Annotated in this window: 14 protein-coding genes; 11 read left to right on the top strand and 3 right to left on the bottom strand. The window is 61.8% G+C overall.

Annotated elements, in window-relative coordinates; genetic code table 11:
* Positions 1-219 precede the first annotated feature (219 nt).
* From mce to WA943_RS08965, 7 genes are all read left to right on the top strand, one after another.
* A complete protein-coding gene (gene mce / locus WA943_RS08995; RefSeq protein WP_424469536.1) occupies positions 220-642 on the top strand; it encodes a methylmalonyl-CoA epimerase in 423 nt (140 codons plus the stop codon).
* Positions 643-669: 27 nt separating this feature from the next.
* On the top strand, positions 670-2,364 hold the full coding sequence (locus WA943_RS08990; RefSeq protein WP_424469535.1) for an alpha/beta hydrolase family protein: 1,695 nt from the start codon (positions 670-672) through the stop codon (positions 2,362-2,364).
* Positions 2,365-2,531: 167 nt separating this feature from the next.
* Positions 2,532-3,767, top strand: a complete 1,236-nt coding sequence (locus tag WA943_RS08985) for an FAD-dependent oxidoreductase (protein WP_424469534.1) — start codon at positions 2,532-2,534, stop codon at positions 3,765-3,767.
* A gap of 21 nt (positions 3,768-3,788) precedes the next feature.
* Positions 3,789-4,163, top strand: a complete 375-nt coding sequence (locus tag WA943_RS08980; RefSeq protein ID WP_424469533.1) for a nuclear transport factor 2 family protein — start codon at positions 3,789-3,791, stop codon at positions 4,161-4,163.
* Positions 4,164-4,204: 41 nt separating this feature from the next.
* Positions 4,205-5,293 (top strand): phosphotransferase, encoded by a 1,089-nt coding sequence (locus WA943_RS08975; RefSeq protein ID WP_424469532.1) that lies wholly within the window; start codon positions 4,205-4,207, stop codon positions 5,291-5,293.
* A 66-nt stretch (positions 5,294-5,359) separates the two neighbouring features.
* Positions 5,360-6,763 (top strand): aldehyde dehydrogenase family protein, encoded by a 1,404-nt coding sequence (locus tag WA943_RS08970; RefSeq protein WP_424469531.1) that lies wholly within the window; start codon positions 5,360-5,362, stop codon positions 6,761-6,763.
* A 168-nt stretch (positions 6,764-6,931) separates the two neighbouring features.
* Positions 6,932-7,441 carry a hypothetical protein gene (locus WA943_RS08965; protein WP_424469530.1) on the top strand — a complete coding sequence of 170 codons (510 nt, stop codon included), beginning with the start codon at positions 6,932-6,934 and terminating at the stop codon, positions 7,439-7,441.
* A 60-nt stretch (positions 7,442-7,501) separates the two neighbouring features.
* Here the strand turns inward: WA943_RS08965 and WA943_RS08960 are convergent, their stop codons facing one another.
* Entirely contained in the window at positions 7,502-9,859 is a 2,358-nt protein-coding gene (locus WA943_RS08960) for a heavy metal translocating P-type ATPase (RefSeq protein WP_424469529.1), read from the bottom strand.
* Between the two features lie 214 nt (positions 9,860-10,073).
* Between WA943_RS08960 and WA943_RS08955 the strand changes: the two genes are divergently transcribed.
* From WA943_RS08955 to WA943_RS08940, 4 genes are all read left to right on the top strand, one after another.
* Positions 10,074-10,709 carry a peroxiredoxin gene (locus WA943_RS08955; protein ID WP_424469528.1) on the top strand — a complete coding sequence of 212 codons (636 nt, stop codon included), beginning with the start codon at positions 10,074-10,076 and terminating at the stop codon, positions 10,707-10,709.
* Between the two features lie 327 nt (positions 10,710-11,036).
* Positions 11,037-12,935, top strand: coding sequence for an alkyl/aryl-sulfatase (locus WA943_RS08950; RefSeq protein ID WP_424469527.1), 1,899 nt, complete (start codon positions 11,037-11,039; stop codon positions 12,933-12,935).
* 18 nt (positions 12,936-12,953) lie between these two features.
* On the top strand, positions 12,954-13,982 hold the full coding sequence (locus WA943_RS08945; protein ID WP_424469526.1) for an NADP-dependent oxidoreductase: 1,029 nt from the start codon (positions 12,954-12,956) through the stop codon (positions 13,980-13,982).
* A 160-nt stretch (positions 13,983-14,142) separates the two neighbouring features.
* Positions 14,143-14,514, top strand: coding sequence for a hypothetical protein (locus WA943_RS08940; RefSeq protein ID WP_424469525.1), 372 nt, complete (start codon positions 14,143-14,145; stop codon positions 14,512-14,514).
* Positions 14,515-14,525: 11 nt separating this feature from the next.
* Here WA943_RS08940 and WA943_RS08935 read toward each other — a convergent pair whose 3' ends face one another.
* The gene (locus WA943_RS08935; RefSeq protein ID WP_424469524.1) at positions 14,526-18,737 is read right to left on the bottom strand and encodes a translocation/assembly module TamB domain-containing protein; all 4,212 of its coding nucleotides are present in this window, start codon (positions 18,735-18,737) and stop codon (positions 14,526-14,528) included.
* Positions 18,737-20,683, bottom strand: a complete 1,947-nt coding sequence (locus WA943_RS08930) for an autotransporter assembly complex protein TamA (protein WP_424469523.1) — start codon at positions 20,681-20,683, stop codon at positions 18,737-18,739. The genes WA943_RS08935 and WA943_RS08930 overlap by 1 nt, the downstream gene beginning before the upstream one ends.
* Positions 20,684-20,694: the final 11 nt, after the last annotated feature.

Raw genomic sequence — 20,694 nt, 5'->3', positions numbered from 1 at the left:
GTTTTGATGCGTTCGTCCATGTGCGCTTCCTCCATAATGCTGTTTTGCCGTGACGTTATCGAGCCGGCTCGCGAATACAAGATCGAAACGCGATGTGGTCGCCGGGGCATGGAAGCTGACGCAGCGTCAGCTAGGGAGGTGACGAAAGGGGCTGAAAAACTGCTAAGCTGCCGCCCGCGAGGGTCGCCCTCGAAATCAATTCCTAGTCAGGACCTTATTATGATCGGCAGATTGAACCACGTCGGGGTCGCCACCCCTTCCATTGATGATTCCGTGAAGCTCTATCGCGATGTGATGGGCGTGACCGATATCACGGAAAAATGGGCGATGCCTGAGCAGGGCGTCTGGGTTTGCTTCGTCAATCTGCCGAATTCGCAGATCGAACTGATCGAGCCCTATGGCGAAGACTCGCCAATTCACGGTTTTCTGGCGAAGAATCCCAAGGGCGGCCAGCATCACGTCTGCTTCGAGGTCGACGATATCTATGCCGCGCGCGACTACATGAAGTCGAAGGGTGCAACGATCCTTGGCACAGGCGAGCCGCGCATCGGCGCGCATGGAACGCCGGTTCTCTTCGTACACCCCAAAGACATGGGCGGCGTTCTGGTTGAACTGATGCTGAAGCCCGAAGAGGCGCACTAGCCGCAAGCGGGGGAAAAAGGGGGGAAGATGCCGAAGTCATGGCGGCTATTTGTCGTCGGCTGGGTGTTGATTGTGGCGGGTGGGCTGCTCGCCTCGTTCATCCAGACGTCGGGCGGCATTGAGCTGCGCGATGTCCGTTTCGTCGGCGCCAGCGGCAGGCCGATGAGCGCTCTCCTTTATATCCCGGCGCAGGCGACGGCCTCGACGCCTGCGCCGGGGATACTTGCCGTGCATGGCTACATCAACTCGCGCGAAACCCAGAGCGGCTTCGCAATCGAGTTCGCCCGCCGCGGTTACGTTGTCCTTGCCCTGGATCAGACCGGGCATGGCTATAGCGCCGGTCCGGCCTTCTCGAATGGTTTTGGTGGGCCGGATGGGTTGCACTATCTCCGCAGCCTCGATTTCGTGGACAAGGACAATATCGGCCTTGAAGGGCACAGCATGGGCGGCTGGGCCGTGCTCGCCGCGGCTGCCGCCATGCCGGATGGCTATCGCGCCATGGTGCTTGAAGGCTCGGCGACCGGAAAGCCGTTCGCCGCCGATGGGACGCCGTCATGGCCGCGCAATCTTGCGCTCGTCTTCAGCCGCTACGACGAATTTTCAAAACTGATGTGGGATGTCGAGCGCGCGCGCGACGTTGTGCTCAGCCCGAAATTGCAAGGCGTGTTCGGAACCGGCACGGCTGTCGAGCCGGGCAAAATCTACGGCTCGGTTGCAGATGGCACGGCGCGTGTTCTCTTCACGCCCGCGACCACTCACCCCGGCGATCATTTTTCCAATGAGGCGATTGGCGCAAGCCTCGACTGGTTTGCGCAAACGCTGAAGGGCGGCACGCCGCGGCCTTCAAGCGATCAGATATGGGTGTGGAAAGAGATCGGTACGCTGATTGCCTTGATCGGCTTTGTCGCGCTGCTTCTCGGCACGTTCGATCTTCTGCTCGGATTGCCGTATTTCGCGCCCCTGAAGCGCGAAGCAAAGCCGGTGGTCGAGCAAAGAAATCGCCGCTGGTGGATTGCGCTGGCGCTGACCGCCTTCGTGCCGATCATCACCTATTTTCCGTTTTTCATTCTGGGCGCCGTCATTGCGCCGCCCTCGACTGTTCTGAAGCAGGGCATTACAAATCAGGTTCTCGTCTGGGCGCTGCTCAATGCGATCCTGACGCTTCTGATCGGTTTCGCATTTCGTAGCAATAAGGCGAAGTTCGATATCGACTGGCGGCTTTCGGTCCCGCTCGCGCTCGCAACTGTCGCTGTCGGTTACATTGCGGTCGTCTTTGCCGATCTCGTCTTCAAGATTGATTTCCGTATCTGGGTTGTCGCGCTGAAACATTTCAGCCTTGCCCAGTTTCAGGTGGCTCTCATCTACCTGTTGCCATTTACCGCATTCTTCCTCGTTCTCTTCCGCGCGCTGCATGGGCAACTCGCGGTCAAGGGCGAAAGTGCGACGGGGCAATATGTTTCCGCCATCGCGGCGCTTGCTTCGGGCTTTCTCGTTCTGCTCTGTATCGACTACGGAGCCTTGTTTCTCGACGGCAAATTGCTAACCGATTTCGACCCGCTGAGCACGGTTGTCGCGATCCAGTTCCTGCCGCTGATGGCGCTTGTCGCGCTGATCGGCGTCTTTACTTACAGGCGTACAAATAGTTACGTGCCGGGCGCCCTGATCTGCGGATTGTTCGTCACCTGGTACATCGTCGCGGGCACGGCAACGCAATCGGTATAGGTGCCGTCGCGTCCGCCGCGCCTGAGGCTTGCGCGTCTGCCGCGCGCTTGCTCGCGCGCCCATTGAAGGCCAAGATATTCTCACAAACCCGCCAGAAGACGGGACAGCGCAACTGCGCGAGCGGCTGACAAGAGCAGAGACATATCCGGCGGGGAGGCCGGTAGCGGATGACTGATGAATTCGATCTCATCGTCGTGGGTGGCGGCATTGGCGGTTCCGCGCTCGCAGTGGCGATGGCGCGGAGCGGCGCGAAGGTTTTGCTGCTCGAAAAATCGATGGCCTATGAAGATCATGTGCGCGGCGAATGGATCGCGCCCTGGGGCGTCGCCGAAACGCAGCGGCTCGGCCTTTATGATCTCCTGTGCAAGGCAGGCGGCCGCCATGTGAAGCAGCACATCACCTATGACGAAACGCTGGACCCTTCGATTGCCGAAGCAGCGCCCCTGCCGCTCGACGCATTTGTGCCCGGCATTCCCGGCCCGCTCTGCATCGGCCATCCGCATCATTGCCAGACGCTTTTCGATGAGGCGAAACGTGAAGGCGTCACGGCGCTGCGCGGTGTTGACGTAAGGGAGATTGTGCCCGGCGCGGCCCCTTCAGTGACCTATAGCGTGGACGGACAGACGCATAAGGCGACGGCGCGCCTCGTCATCGGCGCGGACGGGAGAGCGTCTGCCGTGCGCGCGGCTTGCAACATCACGCTTCACCAGAACAAGCCGCATCATATGTTCGGCGGCATGCTGGTCGAGAATGCAACGGGATGGAATGCCGACAGGCAGGCCATCGGCACGGAAGGCAACTTCGCCTTTCTCGCCTTTCCGCAAGGTGACGGGCGCATCCGCGTCTATGGCAGTTATGCGCTCGACGACAGACGCCGCTTTGCGGGTGAGGACGGGCCGCGTGCCTTCCTTGAAGCTTTCCGCATGCATTGCTGCCCCGACAACAAGTTCATTGCCGACAGCAGTCCAGCGGGTCCGCTACGCAGCTATTTCAACAATGATAGCTGGACGGACGAGCCTTTTGTCGAAGGCGTCGTGCTGATCGGCGATGCGGCGGGCTGGAACGATCCGATCATCGGCCTCGGCCTGTCGATCACCTATCGCGACGTGCGCATCGTGTCGGATTTGCTGAAGGGTGCGGCTGAGTGGAATGCCGCTCTCTTCGCGCCCTATGCGGAAGAACGCAGCGAGCGTCTGCGTCGCCTGCGCTTCGTTGCCGAGATCAAGGCGATCATCGATGCGGAATTCGACGACGCGGCGCGCGAACGCCGCCGCCGCTATTTTGAGCGCGCGGCAAGCGATCCGATGCTTGCGGCGCATGGCATGGCGGTCATGGCGGGGCCGGAGTCCCTGCCGGCCGAACTCTTCACGCCCGAGCACCGCGCTCACATACTCGAAGGCTGATCCCGGCAGCGGAGAAAATGAATGGCGCTCGACATTGTCGACTTCAATGCGCGTTGGCTGAAAGCCTGGTCGGACAAGAATGTGTCCGAGCTGGTGATGTTCTATGCGCAGGATACGGTCTATTGCGATCCACAGGTGCCCGACGGGCTGAAGGGGCGCGAAGCGCTGCGGGCCTATCTGACCAGGCTCTTCGCCGAAACGCCGCCCATGCGCTACGATCCGCATGAATCATGGGCCACGCATAATGGCTATTGCGGCAGATGGTATTGCACGATCAGCCTGCCCGATAGGGCCAGGAGCTATCTTCGCGGTTTTGATCTTGTCGTGCTTGAAGACGATCTCATCGCCCTGAACGAGGTTTACGTGCATCCCGTCGCCGCGCTGCCGCAAGGCTGACAAGGCGCAATAATAACGGACATTGAAGCCGGGGAGAGAAGATGAGCCAGGTTTTCGATTTGCCTATCATTCGGCCAGCAGCCGTCACACCGGAATGGCTGACAGGGGTGATGCGTCGCGCCGGTCACGAGGTGACGGTGGCGGGCATGACCGCAAAGAAGGTGGGTACCGGCCAGGTCGGCGAAAGCGTGCGCTTCACGCTCGACTACAAGGGCGATGCCAATGGCGCGCCACGCACTGTGGTCGGCAAGTTTCCGTCTCCCGACGAAGACAGCCGCGCGACGGGCGTCAATTTCGGCAACTACATTCGCGAGGTGAATTTTTATCATCAGCTCGCGCCCAATGCGGGCATCACGACGCCGATCTGCCTTTATGCCGATGTCGATGTGGCGACCAGCGAATTCGTATTGATCATGGAAGATCTGGCGCCGGCTGTGCAGGGCGATCAGATGAAAGGCGTTTCGCTGAAGCAGGCGGAACTTGCGCTGGATGAGGCCGCCAAGCTTCACGCTTCGCATTGGAACGATGCGAGCATGGATGAGCTGGACTGGCTGCATGAATCGAAAGCCAAGCCGCCGACAACGACGCCGGACCTTATGAAGACGCTCTGGGCCGGGTTTCGCGAGCGTTATGGCGATCGTATCCCTGAGCACTGCATCGAAATTGGCGATGCGATCACGCGCAACATGGATTTTTACCGCAATGGCTATGTCGGGCCGAAATGCCTGATCCATATGGATTTCCGCCCCGACAATATGATGTTCGGAACGGCCGAGGGCGGCTACCCGCTCGCGGTCGTCGACTGGCAGTCGATCGGCTATGGCTGCGGTATGTCCGATGTATCCTATTTCCTGAGTGGCGCACTGTCACGCGAGGAGCGGTGCGAACATGAAAAGGCGTTGTTGCAGCGCTATCACCGCAAGCTGATCGAGCTTGGCGTGAAGGATTACAGCTTCGACGACGTCTGGACGGGATATGCCCGCTACAGTTTCTCTCTTTTCATCATGGCCTTTGCGGCTTCGATGATTGTGGAGCGCACCGAGCGCGGCGATGATATGTTTTTTGCCATGTTGCGTGGCGGCGCCGATCATGTGCTCGACGTCGATGCGCTGTCTCTTTTGCCGGACTGACCTTCAAGAATAACACCGACGCCATGTATGCGGACTGTCGGATACTCATCACACGGGAGATGTTCAATGGGTGAATACAAACTTTTGATCGGCGGCAAGCTCGTCGCGGGCGATCAGACGATGGATGTTATCAATCCGGCAACGGAAGAAGTGCTGGCAAAATGCCCGCGCGCTTCGGTGGCGCAGCTCAACGAGGCCGTCGCCGCAGCTAAAGCCGCTTTCCCCGGCTGGGCGAAGACGCCGATTGCCGAACGCAAGAAGGCGCTGAACGCGATTGCCGATGCGATCGAAGCGAATGCCGGCGAGCTTGCGCGCTTGCTGACGCAGGAGCAGGGCAAGCCGCTCGGCGACGCGACGGGCGAAGTCTATGGCACGGCGGCTTTCTTCCGCTATTTCACGGCGCTCGATCTGCCGGTGAAGGTGATCGACGATAGCGAGGGCCGCAAGGTCGAGCTGCATCGCAAGCCGCTCGGCGTTGTCGGTGCAATTGTGCCGTGGAACTTCCCGCTGATCCTTATGTCCTTCAAGCTGCCGCCTGCGCTGCTGGCCGGCAATACGGTCGTGCTGAAGCCCGCGCCGACGACGCCGCTGACGACGTTGAGGCTCGGCGAGCTCATCAAGGACATTCTGCCTGCGGGTGTCGTCAACATCATCACCGATGCAAACGATCTCGGCGGCGCGCTGACGGCGCATCCGGATGTCCGCAAGATTTCCTTCACCGGCTCGACGGCGACCGGCTCGAAGGTGATGGCGGGTGCGGCGGCGACGCTGAAGCGCATCACGCTGGAGCTTGGCGGCAACGACGCAGGCATCGTGCTTGACGACGTGAACCCCAAGGAGATGGCACCGAAGCTTTTCCAGAGCGCCTTCCAGAATAACGGTCAGGTCTGCATCGCGATGAAGCGTCTCTATGTGCATGAGTCGATCTACGACGAAATGTGCGACGAGCTGGCGGCGCTTGCCAATGCGGCCATCGTCGGCGACGGCCTGAAGCAGGGCACGCAGCTTGGGCCGCTTCAGAACAAGATGCAGTTCGAGAAGGTGAAAGAGATCATCGCGGATGCGCGCAAGAGCGGAAACGTGATCGCGGGCGGCACGACGACGGAACAGGCGGGCTACTTCATCCAGCCGACCATCGTGCGCGACATCACGGACGGCTCGCGTCTCGTTGACGAAGAGCAGTTCGGCCCCGTCCTGCCGGTGATCAAATATTCCGACCCGGAAGACGCGGTCGCGCGCGCCAATGCCTCGCCCTATGGGCTTGGCGGCTCGATCTGGTCGTCCAATCCCGACCGTGCTTATGCGCTGGCGCTTCAGATGGAATCGGGTTCCGTCTGGGTGAACAAGCATGCCGAACTTGCGCCGAACATTCCCTTCGGCGGTTCCAAGACCTCGGGCCTCGGCACCGAGCTTGGCGAGGAAGGCCTGGCGGAATTCACGCAGCTTCAGGTCATCAACGTCGCGCGTTGAGTGTAATTTGAACGTATCTGGAACGGCCGCTCCGCAAGGGGCGGCCGTTTTCTTTGGGTAAAAGCCGTTCATCCGCCATTCAGCCAGCCCTCCCTATATATGAACCATCAAAAGGTGGCCCGACGCGTGATTTCCTCACTTGGCCGGTGCCGCAACGGAGTTGGTCAGATGAGCAAGAACCCCAGGGTTTTCGGTTTCAAGGCGACGGCAATCGCGCTCGTCGCAGCCACGTCGATGACGCTTGCAGCGCCTGCTTTCGCAGACGGCCGCTATCATGGCGGCGGCGGACCCGGCTGGGGCTGGAGCGGTGAACGCCACGGCGGCGGCTATGGTCGCCATGGCGGTGGTTACGGCTACGGCGGCGGGCATCGCGACCGTGGCGACGATGGCCTGGCAGCGGTTGCCGTGATCGGCGGCGTCCTGCTCGGCGCGGCGCTTCTTTCGCAGGCTCAGCAGCCGGTTTACAGCCAGCCGCCGCAGACGCTCTATGCGCCGCCGCCTGCCTCATATTATGGCCAGGCGCCTCTTCAGGCAGTTCCGGCGTCTGACGTCTATCAGACGCAGTCCGGCCAGTATTGCCGCGAGTACCAGTCCTCGGTGCGCGTTGGCGGCCAGATGCAGTATGGCTACGGCACGGCTTGCCAGGGCCCGGACGGCGACTGGCGCGTTGTGAACTAACACAGCGCGAGCCAGTGAATTACAGACGGGAGCGGCATCACGCCGCTCCCGTTTCCGTTTTTAGAGCTTCGTCGCGCGCAAGCGGAGTGCGTTGCCGATGACGCTGACCGATGAAAGCGCCATGGCCGCAGCAGCAATGACCGGCGATAGCAGGATGCCGAAGCTCGGATAGAGAATACCCGCCGCAATCGGTATGCCCGCGGCGTTGTAGATGAAGGCGAAGAACAGGTTCTGCCTGATGTTGCGCATCGTCGCTTCCGAGAGGTGACGCGCGCGGACAATGCCGGTGAGGTCGCCCTTCAGCAGCGTGACGCCGGCGCTTTCCATTGCCACATCCGTGCCCGTTCCCATCGCAATGCCGATATCGGCGGCGGCAAGAGCCGGTGCATCGTTGACGCCGTCGCCCGCCATCGCGACGACGTGCCCCTTCGCGCGCAATTCGGCAACGATGCGCGCCTTGTCTTCGGGCAGCACTTCCGCCTCGACATCGTCGATGCCGAGACGCCGCGCAACCGCGCGCGCCGTCGTTGCATTGTCGCCCGTCAGCATGACGATGCGCATGCCGTCCGCCTTGAGCGCGGCAAGAGCGGCTGGTGTCGTTTGCTTGATCGCATCGGCAATGGCGAAGACGCCCGCAAGCTTGCCGTCGATGCCCGCAAAGATTGCCGTGGCGCCTTCCTGCGCATGCGCCCTGGCTTCGCCCGCAAGCGCGTCCGACGCCACGCCATGTTCGGCGAGGAAAGCCGCATTGCCGAGAACGATATGCTTGCCCTCAACCGTGCCAAGCGCACCCTTGCCTGTCGGCGAGTCGAAATCGATCACGTCGCTGAGCGTGAGATTGCGTGCTTGCGCGGAAGCGACAATGGCGTCGGCCAGCGGATGCTCGCTCGCCCGCTCGACGCTGGCTGCAAGCCGCAGCAGCTCGTTTTCGTCAAAGCCGGGCGCAGGCATGATCGCCGTCACGGATGGCTTTCCCTCTGTCAGCGTGCCTGTCTTGTCGATGACCAGCGTGTCGGCTTTCTCCATGCGCTCCAGCGCGTCGGCACTCTTGATGAGAACGCCAAGTTCCGCGCCGCGCCCGACACCGACCATGATCGACATGGGGGTCGCAAGCCCAAGCGCGCAAGGGCAGGCGATGATGAGCACGGCGACGGCCGCGACGAGGCCATAGGCAAAGCGCGGCTCCGGCCCGAAGATCGCCCATGCGACAAAGGCAAGCACGGCGACGCCGATCACCAGCGGCACGAACCAGCTTGCAACCTGATCGGCAAGCCGCTGGATCGGCGCGCGCGAGCGCTGCGCATCGGCAACCATCTGCACGATGCGGGCGAGCATGGTGTCGCGCCCGACTTTTTGGGCCTTCATGATGAAGCCGCCGGAGCGGTTGAGCGTCGCCGCGATGACGCGCGCACCCGGCTCCTTCGTCACGGGCATCGCCTCGCCTGTGATCATGGATTCGTCGATCTGCACACGGCCTTCCGTGATGACGCCATCGACCGGCACCTTCTCGCCGGGCCGCACGCGCAAGCGGTCGCCGACGACGACAGTATCGAGCGCCACGTCTTCCTCGGTGCCATCGGCGCGGATGAGGCGTGCGCTTTTCGGTGCGAGATCGAGCAGCGCGCGAATGGCGCCGCTGGTGCGCTCACGCGCACGAAGTTCCAGCACCTGTCCCAGCAGAACGAGAACGGTGATGACGGCGGCGGCTTCGAAATAGACCGCGACGGAGCCATCCATGCCGCGGAACGCATCGGGGAATATGCCCGGCGCGAAGGTGGCGACGATGCTGTAGCCCCAGGCGACGCCCGTGCCCATGGCGATGAGCGTAAACATGTTGAGGTTGCGCGTGACGAGCGACGCCCATGCGCGCACGAAGAAGGGCCAGCCCGCCCAGAGCACGACAGGTGTCGAGAGCGCGAGCTGTATCCAGTTCGACCACGGCCCGAGCGTCATGGTGAGGCCGGTCATATGCCCGCCCATTTCGAGAACGAAAACGGGTGCCGCGAGGATAAGGCCGATGATGAAGCGGCGCTGCATGTCGACGAGTTCATGGCTCGGGCCGGTATCGGCCGTCACGACGAGCGGCTCAAGCGCCATGCCGCAGATCGGGCAGGCGCCGGGCCCCACTTGCCGGATTTCGGGATGCATCGGGCAGGTATAGATCGTGCCTTCCGGCGCGGGTTCTTCCTGTCGCGGCGCGAGATACTTTGCCGGATCGGCGACGAATTTTTTGTGGCAGGCGACCGAGCAGAAATAATAGCTCTGCCCGTCATGCTGCGCGGAATGCGGCGCCGTCGCCGGATCGACGCTCATGCCGCAAACCGGATCCGTGACAAGACCGGTTGCCGCCGCATGAGAATGCGCCGTGCCGTGATCGTGATGATGGCCGCCGCAGCAGTTCGTCTTTTCCATGCTCATGCCGGTCCCTTGCCTTCTCGAATGAATATCGATGCAGGCAACCTAGTCCTTCCAGTCGCTGGAAGGTCAAGGGCCCTCGGACTCTGTAATAACAATTAATAAATGTTATTTTTTGTAAACTCGTAGAATTTTTGATAATTATTCTTCTTTCCGGCATTGAGCTGTTGAATTAGCGTAACCATCTCAACTGGGCGCATGCAAAAGGAGACAGATCATGTCAGTGCAGCTTGGCGACATTGCCCCGGATTTCGAGGCCGATACGACGGAAGGCCATATCAAATTTCACGACTGGCTCGGCGACAAATGGGGCATTCTTTTCTCCCATCCCCGCGACTTCACGCCTGTTTGCACAACCGAGCTTGGCTATGTGGCGCGGCTGAAGCCCGAATTCGACAAACGCAATGTGAAGGTCATCGGCATCTCGATCGACCCGCTCGACAGCCACGCGAAATGGGCCGACGATATCACCGAAACGCAGGGCACGAAGGTCAACTTTCCGATCATCGCCGACCCTGACCGCAAGATTGCCGGACTCTACGGGATGATCCACCCCAAGCATGACGAGGTTTACACGGTCCGCACCGTCTTCGTGATCGACCCGCAGAAAAAGATTCGCCTGACCATTACCTATCCGCAAACGACGGGCCGCAACTTCGACGAGATCATCCGCGTCGTGGACAGCCTCCAGCTCACCGATGGCTACAAGGTGGCAACGCCCGTCAACTGGAAGTCGGGCGACGATGTGATCATCGTCAATTCGGTCGATGACGAAACCGCAAAGAAGACTTTCCCCAAAGGCTTCAAGACGGTGAAATCCTATCTGCGACTGACGCCCGATCCGCGGAAGTAGTTGCGGGCGATTTGAGACGAGAGGGCCGGTGTACGAGCCGGCCTTTTTCGTTTGTCGCGCGCGCAATGACAATGAACACGTCGCCATCTCATCATCCACAGATGTCATCCCGGCCTTGTGCCGGGATCCAGGGCGTCATCTGCTGAACTTGCGGCTCTGGACCCCGGGACAAGCCCGGGGTGACAACCGGAGTTTGAGCCAGCACCCGATCCCAATAAGGGGAAAGGGCGGATCGCTTCGCCGCGCTCGCCACAGCGGAGGATGTGATATTTAATGACCCGCGTTAGGCGAAAAGCCGGCGATGACCGGCGCAAAACGGGGGTGACCATGCAAGGACCGAAAGACGCAACAGAGGCCACCTGCCGCGCACATGCGCATTTGCGTGAGCACCTGCCGAAAGCATCCGATGAGGATTTCGAGCTTTCAAAGCGCGGCTTCATCGCCACCATCCCCGATGCGCGCATTCTGAACGATGCGGGCCACGCGGTCTGGGAAATGACCTCCTTCGCTTTCGAGGCTGAAGCGACGCCGCCCGATACCGTCAATCCAAGCCTCTGGCGCCAGGCCAAGCTCAACATGATCCACGGTCTCTTCAAGGTGACCGAGCGCATCTATCAGGTGCGCAATTTCGATCTGTCGAACATCACCTTCATTGAAGGGGACAAGGGCTACATCGTCATCGATCCGCTGATTTCGTCGGAGACGGCGCGCGCCTCGCTCGACCTGATGCGCAAGCATCGTGGCGACAAACCCGTCACCGCCGTCATCTACACGCATTCCCATGTCGATCATTATGGCGGCGTCAAAGGCGTGCTGAGTGACGAGGAAATCGCACGTGGCGACGTGCGCATCCTCGCGCCCGAAGGTTTCCTTGAAGAGGCGGTCAGCGAGAACGTGCTGGCGGGCAACGCCATGGGCAGACGCGCGACCTATATGTATGGCGCATTGCTGCCGCGTGGACCCAAGGGTCATGTCGATGCGGGCCTCGGCAAGACCGTGTCGCTCGGCCAGGTGAGCCTCGTGCCGCCAAACGAGATCATCAGCGAGACGGGGACAAAGCTCGTCGTCGATGGCGTCGAAATCATCTTCCAGATGACGCCGGACACTGAAGCGCCTGCGGAAATGAATTTCTATTTCCCGCAGATGAAGGCGCTCTGCATGGCGGAGAATTGCTCCTGCCACATGCATAACATCTATACGCCGCGTGGCGCGCAGGTGCGCGATGCGAAGTCCTGGAGCTATTACATCAACGAGGCGATCGATCTTTTCGGCGCTGACACAGAAGTGCTTTTCGCAAGCCATCACTGGCCGCGCTGGGGCAGCGATGTGGCGGTTGAGTTCCTGAAGAAGCAGCGCGACATGTACAAATATGTGCATGACCAGACGCTGCGTTTCGCAAATCACGGACTGACGCCGACCGAGATCGCCGAAGAAATCACGCTGCCGCCGTCGCTGGCGCGCGAATGGTATACGCGCGGCTATTACGGCACGCTCAATCACAATGCCAAGGCCGTCTATCAGCGCTATCTCGGCTGGTTCGACGGCAACCCGGCGAACCTGCACAAGCTGCCGCCGGTCGAAGCAGGCAAGCGCTATGTCGAACTTGCAGGCGGCGCGGACAATCTGCTGAAACACGCGCGTGCGGCATTCGACAAGGGCGAATATCGCTGGGTCGCCGAAATCGTGAACCATCTGGTCTTTGCCGATCCCTCGAACGCCGATGCCCGCCACCTGCAGGCCGACGCGCTGGAGCAGATGGGCTATCAGGCGGAAAGCGGTCCGTGGCGCGGCTTCTATCTCACAGCCGCGATGGAACTGCGCAATCCGCGCCCGCCATCGGCAACGCCGCGCACGGGCGCAGCCGGGCAACTTCGTGCATTGCCCGCCGAACAATTGCTGGATGCGCTATCCGTGCGCCTCAACGGGCCGAAGGCCGGTGAGCGGCGCATGGCGCTCAACCTCGAATTCACCGACACGAAGGAGCGCTATCTCCTCTCGCTCGAAAACGCCGTGCTTCATCACGTGAAGAACAAGACGGAAGCGAAACCCGACGCATCGATTGCGATCACGCGTGCGGGCTTCGTCGATCTGCTGCTCGGAGAAAAGACGCTCGACGCGCTCGTCGCCGCCAAATCGGCAAAGGTTGAGGGCAATGGCGGCGCGCTCACCGAGCTTGTCGGACTGCTCGATCAGTTCGACTTCTGGTTCGAAATTGTCATGCCGTAAATTGTGAGTGGAAACAAAATGAAGAATGATGTGAACCGCCAGTTCCGTTTGAAGTCGCGCCCCGTCGGTCGCATCAAGACCTCCGACTTCGATCTGGTGAAGGCTCCGATCCCTGAACCGGGCGCGGGCGAAGCGCTGGTGCGTGTGCTCTATCTGAGCCTCGACCCGACGAACCGCATCTGGATGAGCGACATGGACCAGTACATGCCGCCCGTCGAAATCGGCGCAGTGATGCGCGGCGGCGGCATCGGCGTCGTCGTGAAGTCGAACACGCCCGCCTATCAGGTCGGCGATCACGTGTCGGGCCTCACCGGCTGGCAGGACTACACCATTGCGGGCGAGAAGCCGGAATTGCGCATGGGCGTTATCCCCAAGGGTCTGCCCGTGCCGCTGCCCGCCATGCTCGGCGCTTGCGGCATGACGGGCCTCACTGCCTATTTCGGATTGCTCGAACTCGGTCAGCCGAAAGCAGGCGAAACGGTCGTCGTCTCGGCGGCTGCCGGTGCGGTCGGTTCCGTCGTCGGGCAGATCGCGAAGATCAAGGGCTGCCGCGTCGTCGGCATAGCGGGCGGGCCGGAGAAATGCCGCCATATCGTCGAGGATCTCGGCTTCGACGCCGCCGTTGACTACAAGAGCGCCGATTGGAAAAAGAAGCTCGCTGAAGCGACGCCCAACGGCATCGACGTCAATTTCGAGAATGTCGGCGGCGAGATCATGGAAGCCGTAATGGCGCGCATGAACCTCTTCGGCCGCATGCCTCTTTGCGGGATGATCTCGGGCTACAATACCGGCGAGCCGATGCGCGCGGACTTCTCGCCCATTCTCATGCGCCGCATCAATATTCGCGGTTTCATCGTCACGGATTTCTTCCCCAAATTCGCCGAAGGCGCGCGCCAGCTCGCCGAATGGGTGGCGCAAGGCAAGATCAAGCATGAGGAAACGATCGTGGACGGGCTTGAAGAAGCGCCGACCGCCGTTAACCGGCTTTTCGACGGCCAGAACGTCGGCAAGCTGATCGTTAAGGTTGCCGATCCCGAAAGTCAGTGATCCAACCCGGTAAATAACACCGAACTGTGCCGGTCAGGTCACGGTCTGCTCAATTTAGGACGCCCGCCCTCCGCGAAATCTTGTAAAAGAGAGAACTGTTCGGGGAGGGTCGGCGTTCCTATATGGGTGGAACGGACCTGTTTGATTTGAGGGTGCTGAGATGATGCGTGGCATTTTGAAGCCCTTGGCGGGCGTTGCTGTTGTGGCAATCATGTTGACGGGGCAAGCCCTGGCGGCTGAGCCTGAGACGACGGCTGCGCCAGCGGGAGCACCTGACCAGTCCTATGAAATCCACGATCCGGCAGATACGCCGCCCGTCAACTTCCGCTCGGGCGAAGATGCGCGCTACAACACCAAGCGCCAGCATGATGCCGAGATGTATGCCGAAGAATATGAGAAGAAGCGGGCCGAAAAGGCGTTCAAGGAGCGCCAGCTTCTCGACAATATGAACAAGCTCAGCTCACCCGGCGGCCCGATCAACGGCGATTTCGGCGCGCGCGATGCGGGCTTCCCGCCCAGAGCGCCCTACTAAAGAGCGCACTGCTAATAATCCCACTTCCAGTTGACGCCCACATCGCCGGACGCGTTCTGGCCGATGCGCGTGTCCACGCTGATCTGCGGCGTGATCTCGATCTCGACCTTGACCGAGCTGTCGCTTGCAAGCGCGCCTTGCTCCACGCCGACATAGACGCCTTTCTGGATATATTTTCCCGCCGACACGGTGGTCGCGCCCGACTGCGCGCTCTCGATCCGCAATACGTCGAGGTTGAGCGTCTCCTGTAGCCGGTCGAGAATACCGAGGCCGCCGCCGCCGAAACTGGTTCCGGACAGTTCGGCAAGCGTGCTCGCAAGCTGCACGGCTTCCATTGCCGAAAGCTCGCCCACGCCCTTGTTGAACAGGATGCGCGCGAGGATTTCGTCTTGCGGCAGCGTCGGCGTCGAGGACAGCGTCATCTGCGGCGAGGAGCTTAGCCCTGTCAGATCGATGGTCGCCTTGAGGTCACTGCGCGCATAGGTGAGCGTGACGTTGAAATCGGGATCAATCGGATAATTACGAGAAAATCGCACGACGCCCTGCGAGAGCGTGAATGTCTTGCCCGCAAAGTCGAGCGTTCCGCGTTCGCTTTCAAGCCTGCCCCCAACGCGCGGCTGCTGCACCGCGCCGGTGACGGCGAGATCGCCGGTCCAGAATGAATCGAGGCCGCGTCCGCTGACACGTGCGGGCATTCCCGTCTTCACCTTCACATCGAGCAGGATAGGCAGGGTGGGCGAGGCTTCCGGCACGGCGCGGCGCGAAGACGTTCCATTGATCTCGATGACATCGATCTGCGCGACGCTGGGCGGCAGCCGCTCGGGAATGCGGATATGCATGTTGCGCGTCGTCAGCTCGCCTTTCAGCGTCAACGGCGCGTCGATGCCCGGCGGGAAGCTCGGCCCCAGAAGTTCTATTTGCCCATCGGCGGTCAGATCGACATCGCTGCGCGCCACCAGATGCGCATTGGTGAACTTGGCGGAAATCGAGATCGCGGGAAAAGCGTTCTTGGCGAGTGCAATCGTGCCTTGTGCCGCGACGCGGCCTTTCCCTCCGTCGGTGCCGTCGAGTGTGAATGTCAGGCTCTGGCTTTGGCTGCCTTCGAGTTTCGCCGTGACATCCCTGAGCACCGTGCCCGTGTCGAAATTTTCAAATGAGCCATTGGCGAGCGTCGCGCTGCCGCTGACTTGCGGTGCGGATATATCCCCGCTGGCGGTGAGGCCGACGCGGGCATCGCCGCCGAGGCGCTGCCCCGACAGGTCGACGAAGGCGGCCAGCGAAGCGAGCGGTCCTTCCCATGTGAAGCTGCCCGATACAGGTCCGCGCGCGGCAAGCGAAGGCCATGCGCTTCCCGAGGCGCGAATGACGGGAAGGGATGCGCTCAGTTCGAAGGGGCGGGTCGATGCGCCTTGCGCTTCGGCAGTGAGATCGAACCGTCCCTTCGCCCATTGGCCTGAGAATTTGGCATCAAAGGCCGGGCGCTCGTCATCGGCGTCCTGCGCGATGCGGATCTTGTCGAAGCTGAAGGAAATCGAGGCCGTGCCGCGCGCCGTATCGAGATCGGCTGTGCCGCTCGCCAGTCCGCGCACGGAATCGACCGGGATGAGCAGCACGGCCAGATCGAGGGGGATACCATTGCCATCGATATGCAGGCGCACGGTTTGCTGTATCGTGAAATCGGCGCTGACCCGCCCTGCGCCCGACTGCCCCGCCATATCGAGGACGATGCCTTTCGCGTCGACGCCATTTGTGAGATCGACTTTGGCAGGCTCGGCGAGCGTCATCGACGCGTCGCCCACCGCGAGCTTCAACCGGGACAAGGTAAAGGCGCTTTTCTTGCCGGCTGAAAACAATGCCTCGCTCGCGAGCGAGAACGGCTGCGGCTTGAAGGTTTCCCGCGTGCCGTCCGCCTTCAGAGTGATCGCGAGCTTGTCGAGAGAGCCCCGCGCGTTTGCCGCAACGCCTGTGAGATGCGTGATGCCTGCCTGGCCGGAGCCGGCGACAAAATTCGCCTCGACCTGAGCCTTGCCGAAGAGATCGGACAGTCTGGCGTCGAGCGTCACTCGGTCGAGCGCAATGGATGAGAGGAGGTCCACATCGAGACGCGATGCGGAAAAAGTAATCGTCGCGTTCTGCTTGCCGTTCGCCGGAGTGGCCGCGATGGCCAGCGCGCCGGTGCCATCGAGCGGAACGCCGGTGAGCGTGGCAAAGGGTTTGAGGATCACGCGCTCGCCCTTGATCGAGGCGGTGATAAGCGCATTGCCGTCGACGGCGATGTCACCCGCGAGCTTCGAGCCGAAGAGATCGGCATCGATAGCGTCGAGGCGAACGCCGCCTGCCTGTGGCAGCGTGAGTTGCGCGTCGATTGCAGCCTTGCCGGGCGATCCATCGAACCGAAAGACGAGCGGCCCCGTGCCGCCCTGACGCGCCGTGACATCAAGGGTCACGAGACGCGCGGCGTTTCCGACAAGTGTGCCGTTGGAAAGCTGCGCGCTCAGCGTAATGCCCGGTGCGGCAAGCGTGCCGGTGAAGGTGGCCTTTGCGACCAGCGCGCCCGATGCTTCGCCATCCGGCAATATCTTCGCCGCATCGCGTGCGTTGAAACGCGCCTCGCCTGAAAGAATGTTTGCAGGCGAGGCGGCAATCGTCCCCTGAAAGGCGTAAGCGCCGGAAAGCGGCGTCACCATGATGGAGGGCAGGGCAAAGCCGCCCGCCTTGGGCAATAGCAGCGAGCCATCCGCCGTGAAGTTGGCAAAGAGCCGGTCGAGAACCGGATCGCTCATGCCGATGCCTTCGCCGCGGATCGTGAAATCGCCCGCCACGTCGCCGCCCGGTTCGAGAGCGAAGGGCGAGAGCTTGATCTCGGCGCGGCCCGTCATTTTCTGGCCGATGATCTGGCCGAGCGGCGCGACGTCGCTCATCGCAAGCGTCATGTCGCCTTTGGCTGCGCTGCCGTCGAGATGAGCCTCGCCGGTAAATGTCGCTGCGCCCGGTGGCGCATTGACGAGTACTTCGCTTATCTGCGCCATGCCGCTGCGCAGGTCGAGCGTCGCGGCGACGCGCCAGCCAAGCGACGAGAGCGCGGCATTGCCTTTATAGCCGAGCAGTTGGTCGAGCCCGTCAAGCGTGCCCTGCGCCTTGAAGGCATGCGGCGCGGCAACGGATGCCGTTCCGAGATCGGCATTGCCCTTGAGCGCCAATGCGCCAGCCTGCACGGTGAGATCGGCAATCGAAAACGTGTCGTCGCGACCCCAGCCGATCTTGCCTGCAAGGCTCACATCGCGCGGTCGTCCCAGATCGGCAAGGGCCTGCTGAACGAGATCGCCGCTTGCCTTAGCGGAGACATTGAGATCGAGCGCACTGCCCCAGCGCCCTTCGACCGTCGCATCGAGCATGGCCGTCTTGCCGCCATCGACCTTTGCGCTGGCGTTGACTGCGCCATTGAGCCCTTCTGCTTTCGCAGTGACCGTGAGCGGGCCGACATCGAGGCCGCCAAGCAGGGCGATGAGGCCGATCTTGCCCTTGGCGCGGCTTGCGGCATCGCCATCGACGGCATCAAGCGTGAGCGCAACGCGCTTGTCGCGGCGGTCGAACAGCGCCGCAAGATCGAGCTTCCCGGTCACGCCGTCGGTGCGCGCGCCATCAAGCGTCAGATCGACATGGTTGCGTGTGAGTGCAAGGCGCGCGCGAAGGTCGAGCGTCGCGAGCAGGCCCTTGGCGCCCGGCTCGGCAAGCGCGCGGCCAAGAGCGATGCCTGAAATCTGCGCCTCGTCGAGCTTCACCGCAAAGGGAAGCGTGGGCAGCGTGAAGCCCGTTTCATCGCTTGCAGGCACGCTGCTTTGCGGCGCGCGCGGAATGTCGAGACCCTGAGCGTCGAGACGCAGAACGTGAAGCTCGCCACGCAGAAGCGCCAGCGGCGACCATTCAAGCTCGGCTTCCTTCAGTGAAAGCCATTGGCCCTGCGCGTCGCTGACCGTGAGATTGTCGAGCCGGAGGCGGCGCGGCCATTCTCCGCTCATGTCGCCGATCGCGACTTTGGTTTCGCCCTTGTTGATCTGGGCAAGCGCGAATTCAAGCGCGGCGTGGCGCAGCGGCCCGACCTGAAGAGCAAGCAAAGTCAGCGCCACAAGCGCGATGACGACGCCCGCAACGCCGAGCAATAGCCCGCCAAAGGCGCGCATCAGGCCCGGTGCCGTTTTCAATGAGGGCTGTTCAGCGGTCATCAGAAGGCCTGCCCGAGCGAGAAGTAAACCTGGAACGAGTTGTCGATCCCCGGACGCGGATTGAGCGGCACGCCAATATCGGCGCGCACCGGCCCGATGGGCGTGTAGTAGCGAAGGCCGACGCCCGCGCCCAGTTGCAGCGGCTGGCTGAATTTCGGCGTCGCGGTCGAATAGGCATTGCCCGCATCGAGAAAGGCGACGACGCCGATGGTCTTTGTCACGCGGTAGCGCGCCTCGGCGCTTCCTTCGACAACGGAGCGCCCGCCAAGCGGTTCCCGCGCCGCATCGAGCGGACCGACAAGCTGATAGCCATAGCCGCGGATCGAGCCGCCGCCGCCCGCATAGAAACGAACCGAGCCCGGCACATCCAGCGTTTCCTTGGCGAGCATCAGGCCGTAGCGGCCGCGCAATGCGAGCGTCAGATCGGGGCGCTTGCCGAAGCTCCAATAGGTCGAGCCGGTGGCTTCGAATTTGGTGAAGGCCGTGGCGCTGCCATTGCTCGTGCCGCCATATGGCGTCAAATAGGCGCCGAGCCGCACGCCTTCGGTCGGATCGAGCAATTCGTTGCTGCCGTCATAGCGCACGGTGAGCGGCACGCCGAAAAGGCGATAGGCGTGATTGCCGCTGCTGTCGCGCGTCCGGTAGATCTCGAAGGAGACGCCTGCGCTTGCTTCGAGCGAGGCGAGAAGCTTGCGCGAAAGGGCCGTGCCGATTTTCATGCTGTCTTCGTTATAGGCGTCGGTATCTTCATGCGCGACTTCGAAGCTGCCGAGCAGGCTTTGGTCGTCGCGCAGGAAATGCGGCTTCATGAACTCGGCTTTCGCGTCTTGCTTCGTTTGCGCGATATTGAGTTCGAGGCGCAGCTTTTCCGCGCCGCCCAGAATATTGCGATGCTCCCAGAAGCCGCGAACGCCCGCGCCCTCATCCGACGACCAGCTTGCGCCGACACCGATGGAGCGGTGCGGCCGCTCGGCCAGCGTCAGTTGCGGTGCCACCCTGTCATCCGCCTCGTCCTGAAGGTCGATTGAAACCTGATCGAAAAGGCTCGTTTGCCGCAACGCCTTCACCGTGGCGTCCGCCTTGCGCCGGTCATAGAGTTCGCCGGGCTTGAACTTCGCCAATGAGCGAACGTATTCGGCGCTCGTGCGCCCCTCTATGTCTTTCGCATTTTTATTGCTGACGACAATCTCGCCGAACCGTTTCGGCTCGCCCGCTGTGATCGTCAGCGTCACATCGGCGAGATGCGTCGAGAGATCGACGATCACCTTGCGCTCATCGAGCTTGGGCCGCGGATGGCCGTGATTTTCCAGATAGGTCAGCGCATCCCGCGTAAGATCGATCACACGCTGAGCACGCACCGAGCGGTTCGGCTTCAGCCCGAGCGGCGTTGCATCGTGAGGCAGGGAGGCTGCGTCCGATGGATTGTCCGCGTAGATGATCGTGAAGCTGCGGATCATGGTGCGCGGGCCGAGCGTCACGCGATAGGTCAGGTCGAAGCGGCCGCCCTTGCCTTCCTCGATCACCGGCTCGACGCGGCCATTGTAATAGGCTTCCGAGCGCAGCACGTCGTTGAGCTTGTCGGCTTCTTCGACGGCGCGGCGGCGCAACTGGCCGAGCGTCGTCGGCTTGACGCTCGCTTGCTCCTTGCCGAGCGCCATCGTGTCGTCGAGAAGGGCGCGGATTTCATCCGGCAACTTCTCGCCCTCGATGCGGGTCGCAAACTGGAAATTGGCGGCGGGGCGCGATGCGGCGGTGTTCGCAGCCTCGGGGCTGGCGGCGCTGGACGGCGAAAATGCGGCTATGCCGACAATACTGACAAGCGCGAAAGCGGAAAATCCCGCCCATAAATTCCCGGCTCTTGCCCGCGCGGCAAAAATCAATCGTTCTTGCGCACGATTTTGTAAAATTCCGAAACGCAAGGCGGCGAAGAAAGCTGTAAATAGCATGGGTGAGATCA

The organism is Parvibaculum sp., assembly GCF_049651025.1.
GTDB lineage: Bacteria > Pseudomonadota > Alphaproteobacteria > Parvibaculales > Parvibaculaceae > Parvibaculum.
Note: the sequence above shows the minus strand (reverse complement) of the source record. Positions and strands in the feature narration are given on the sequence as shown.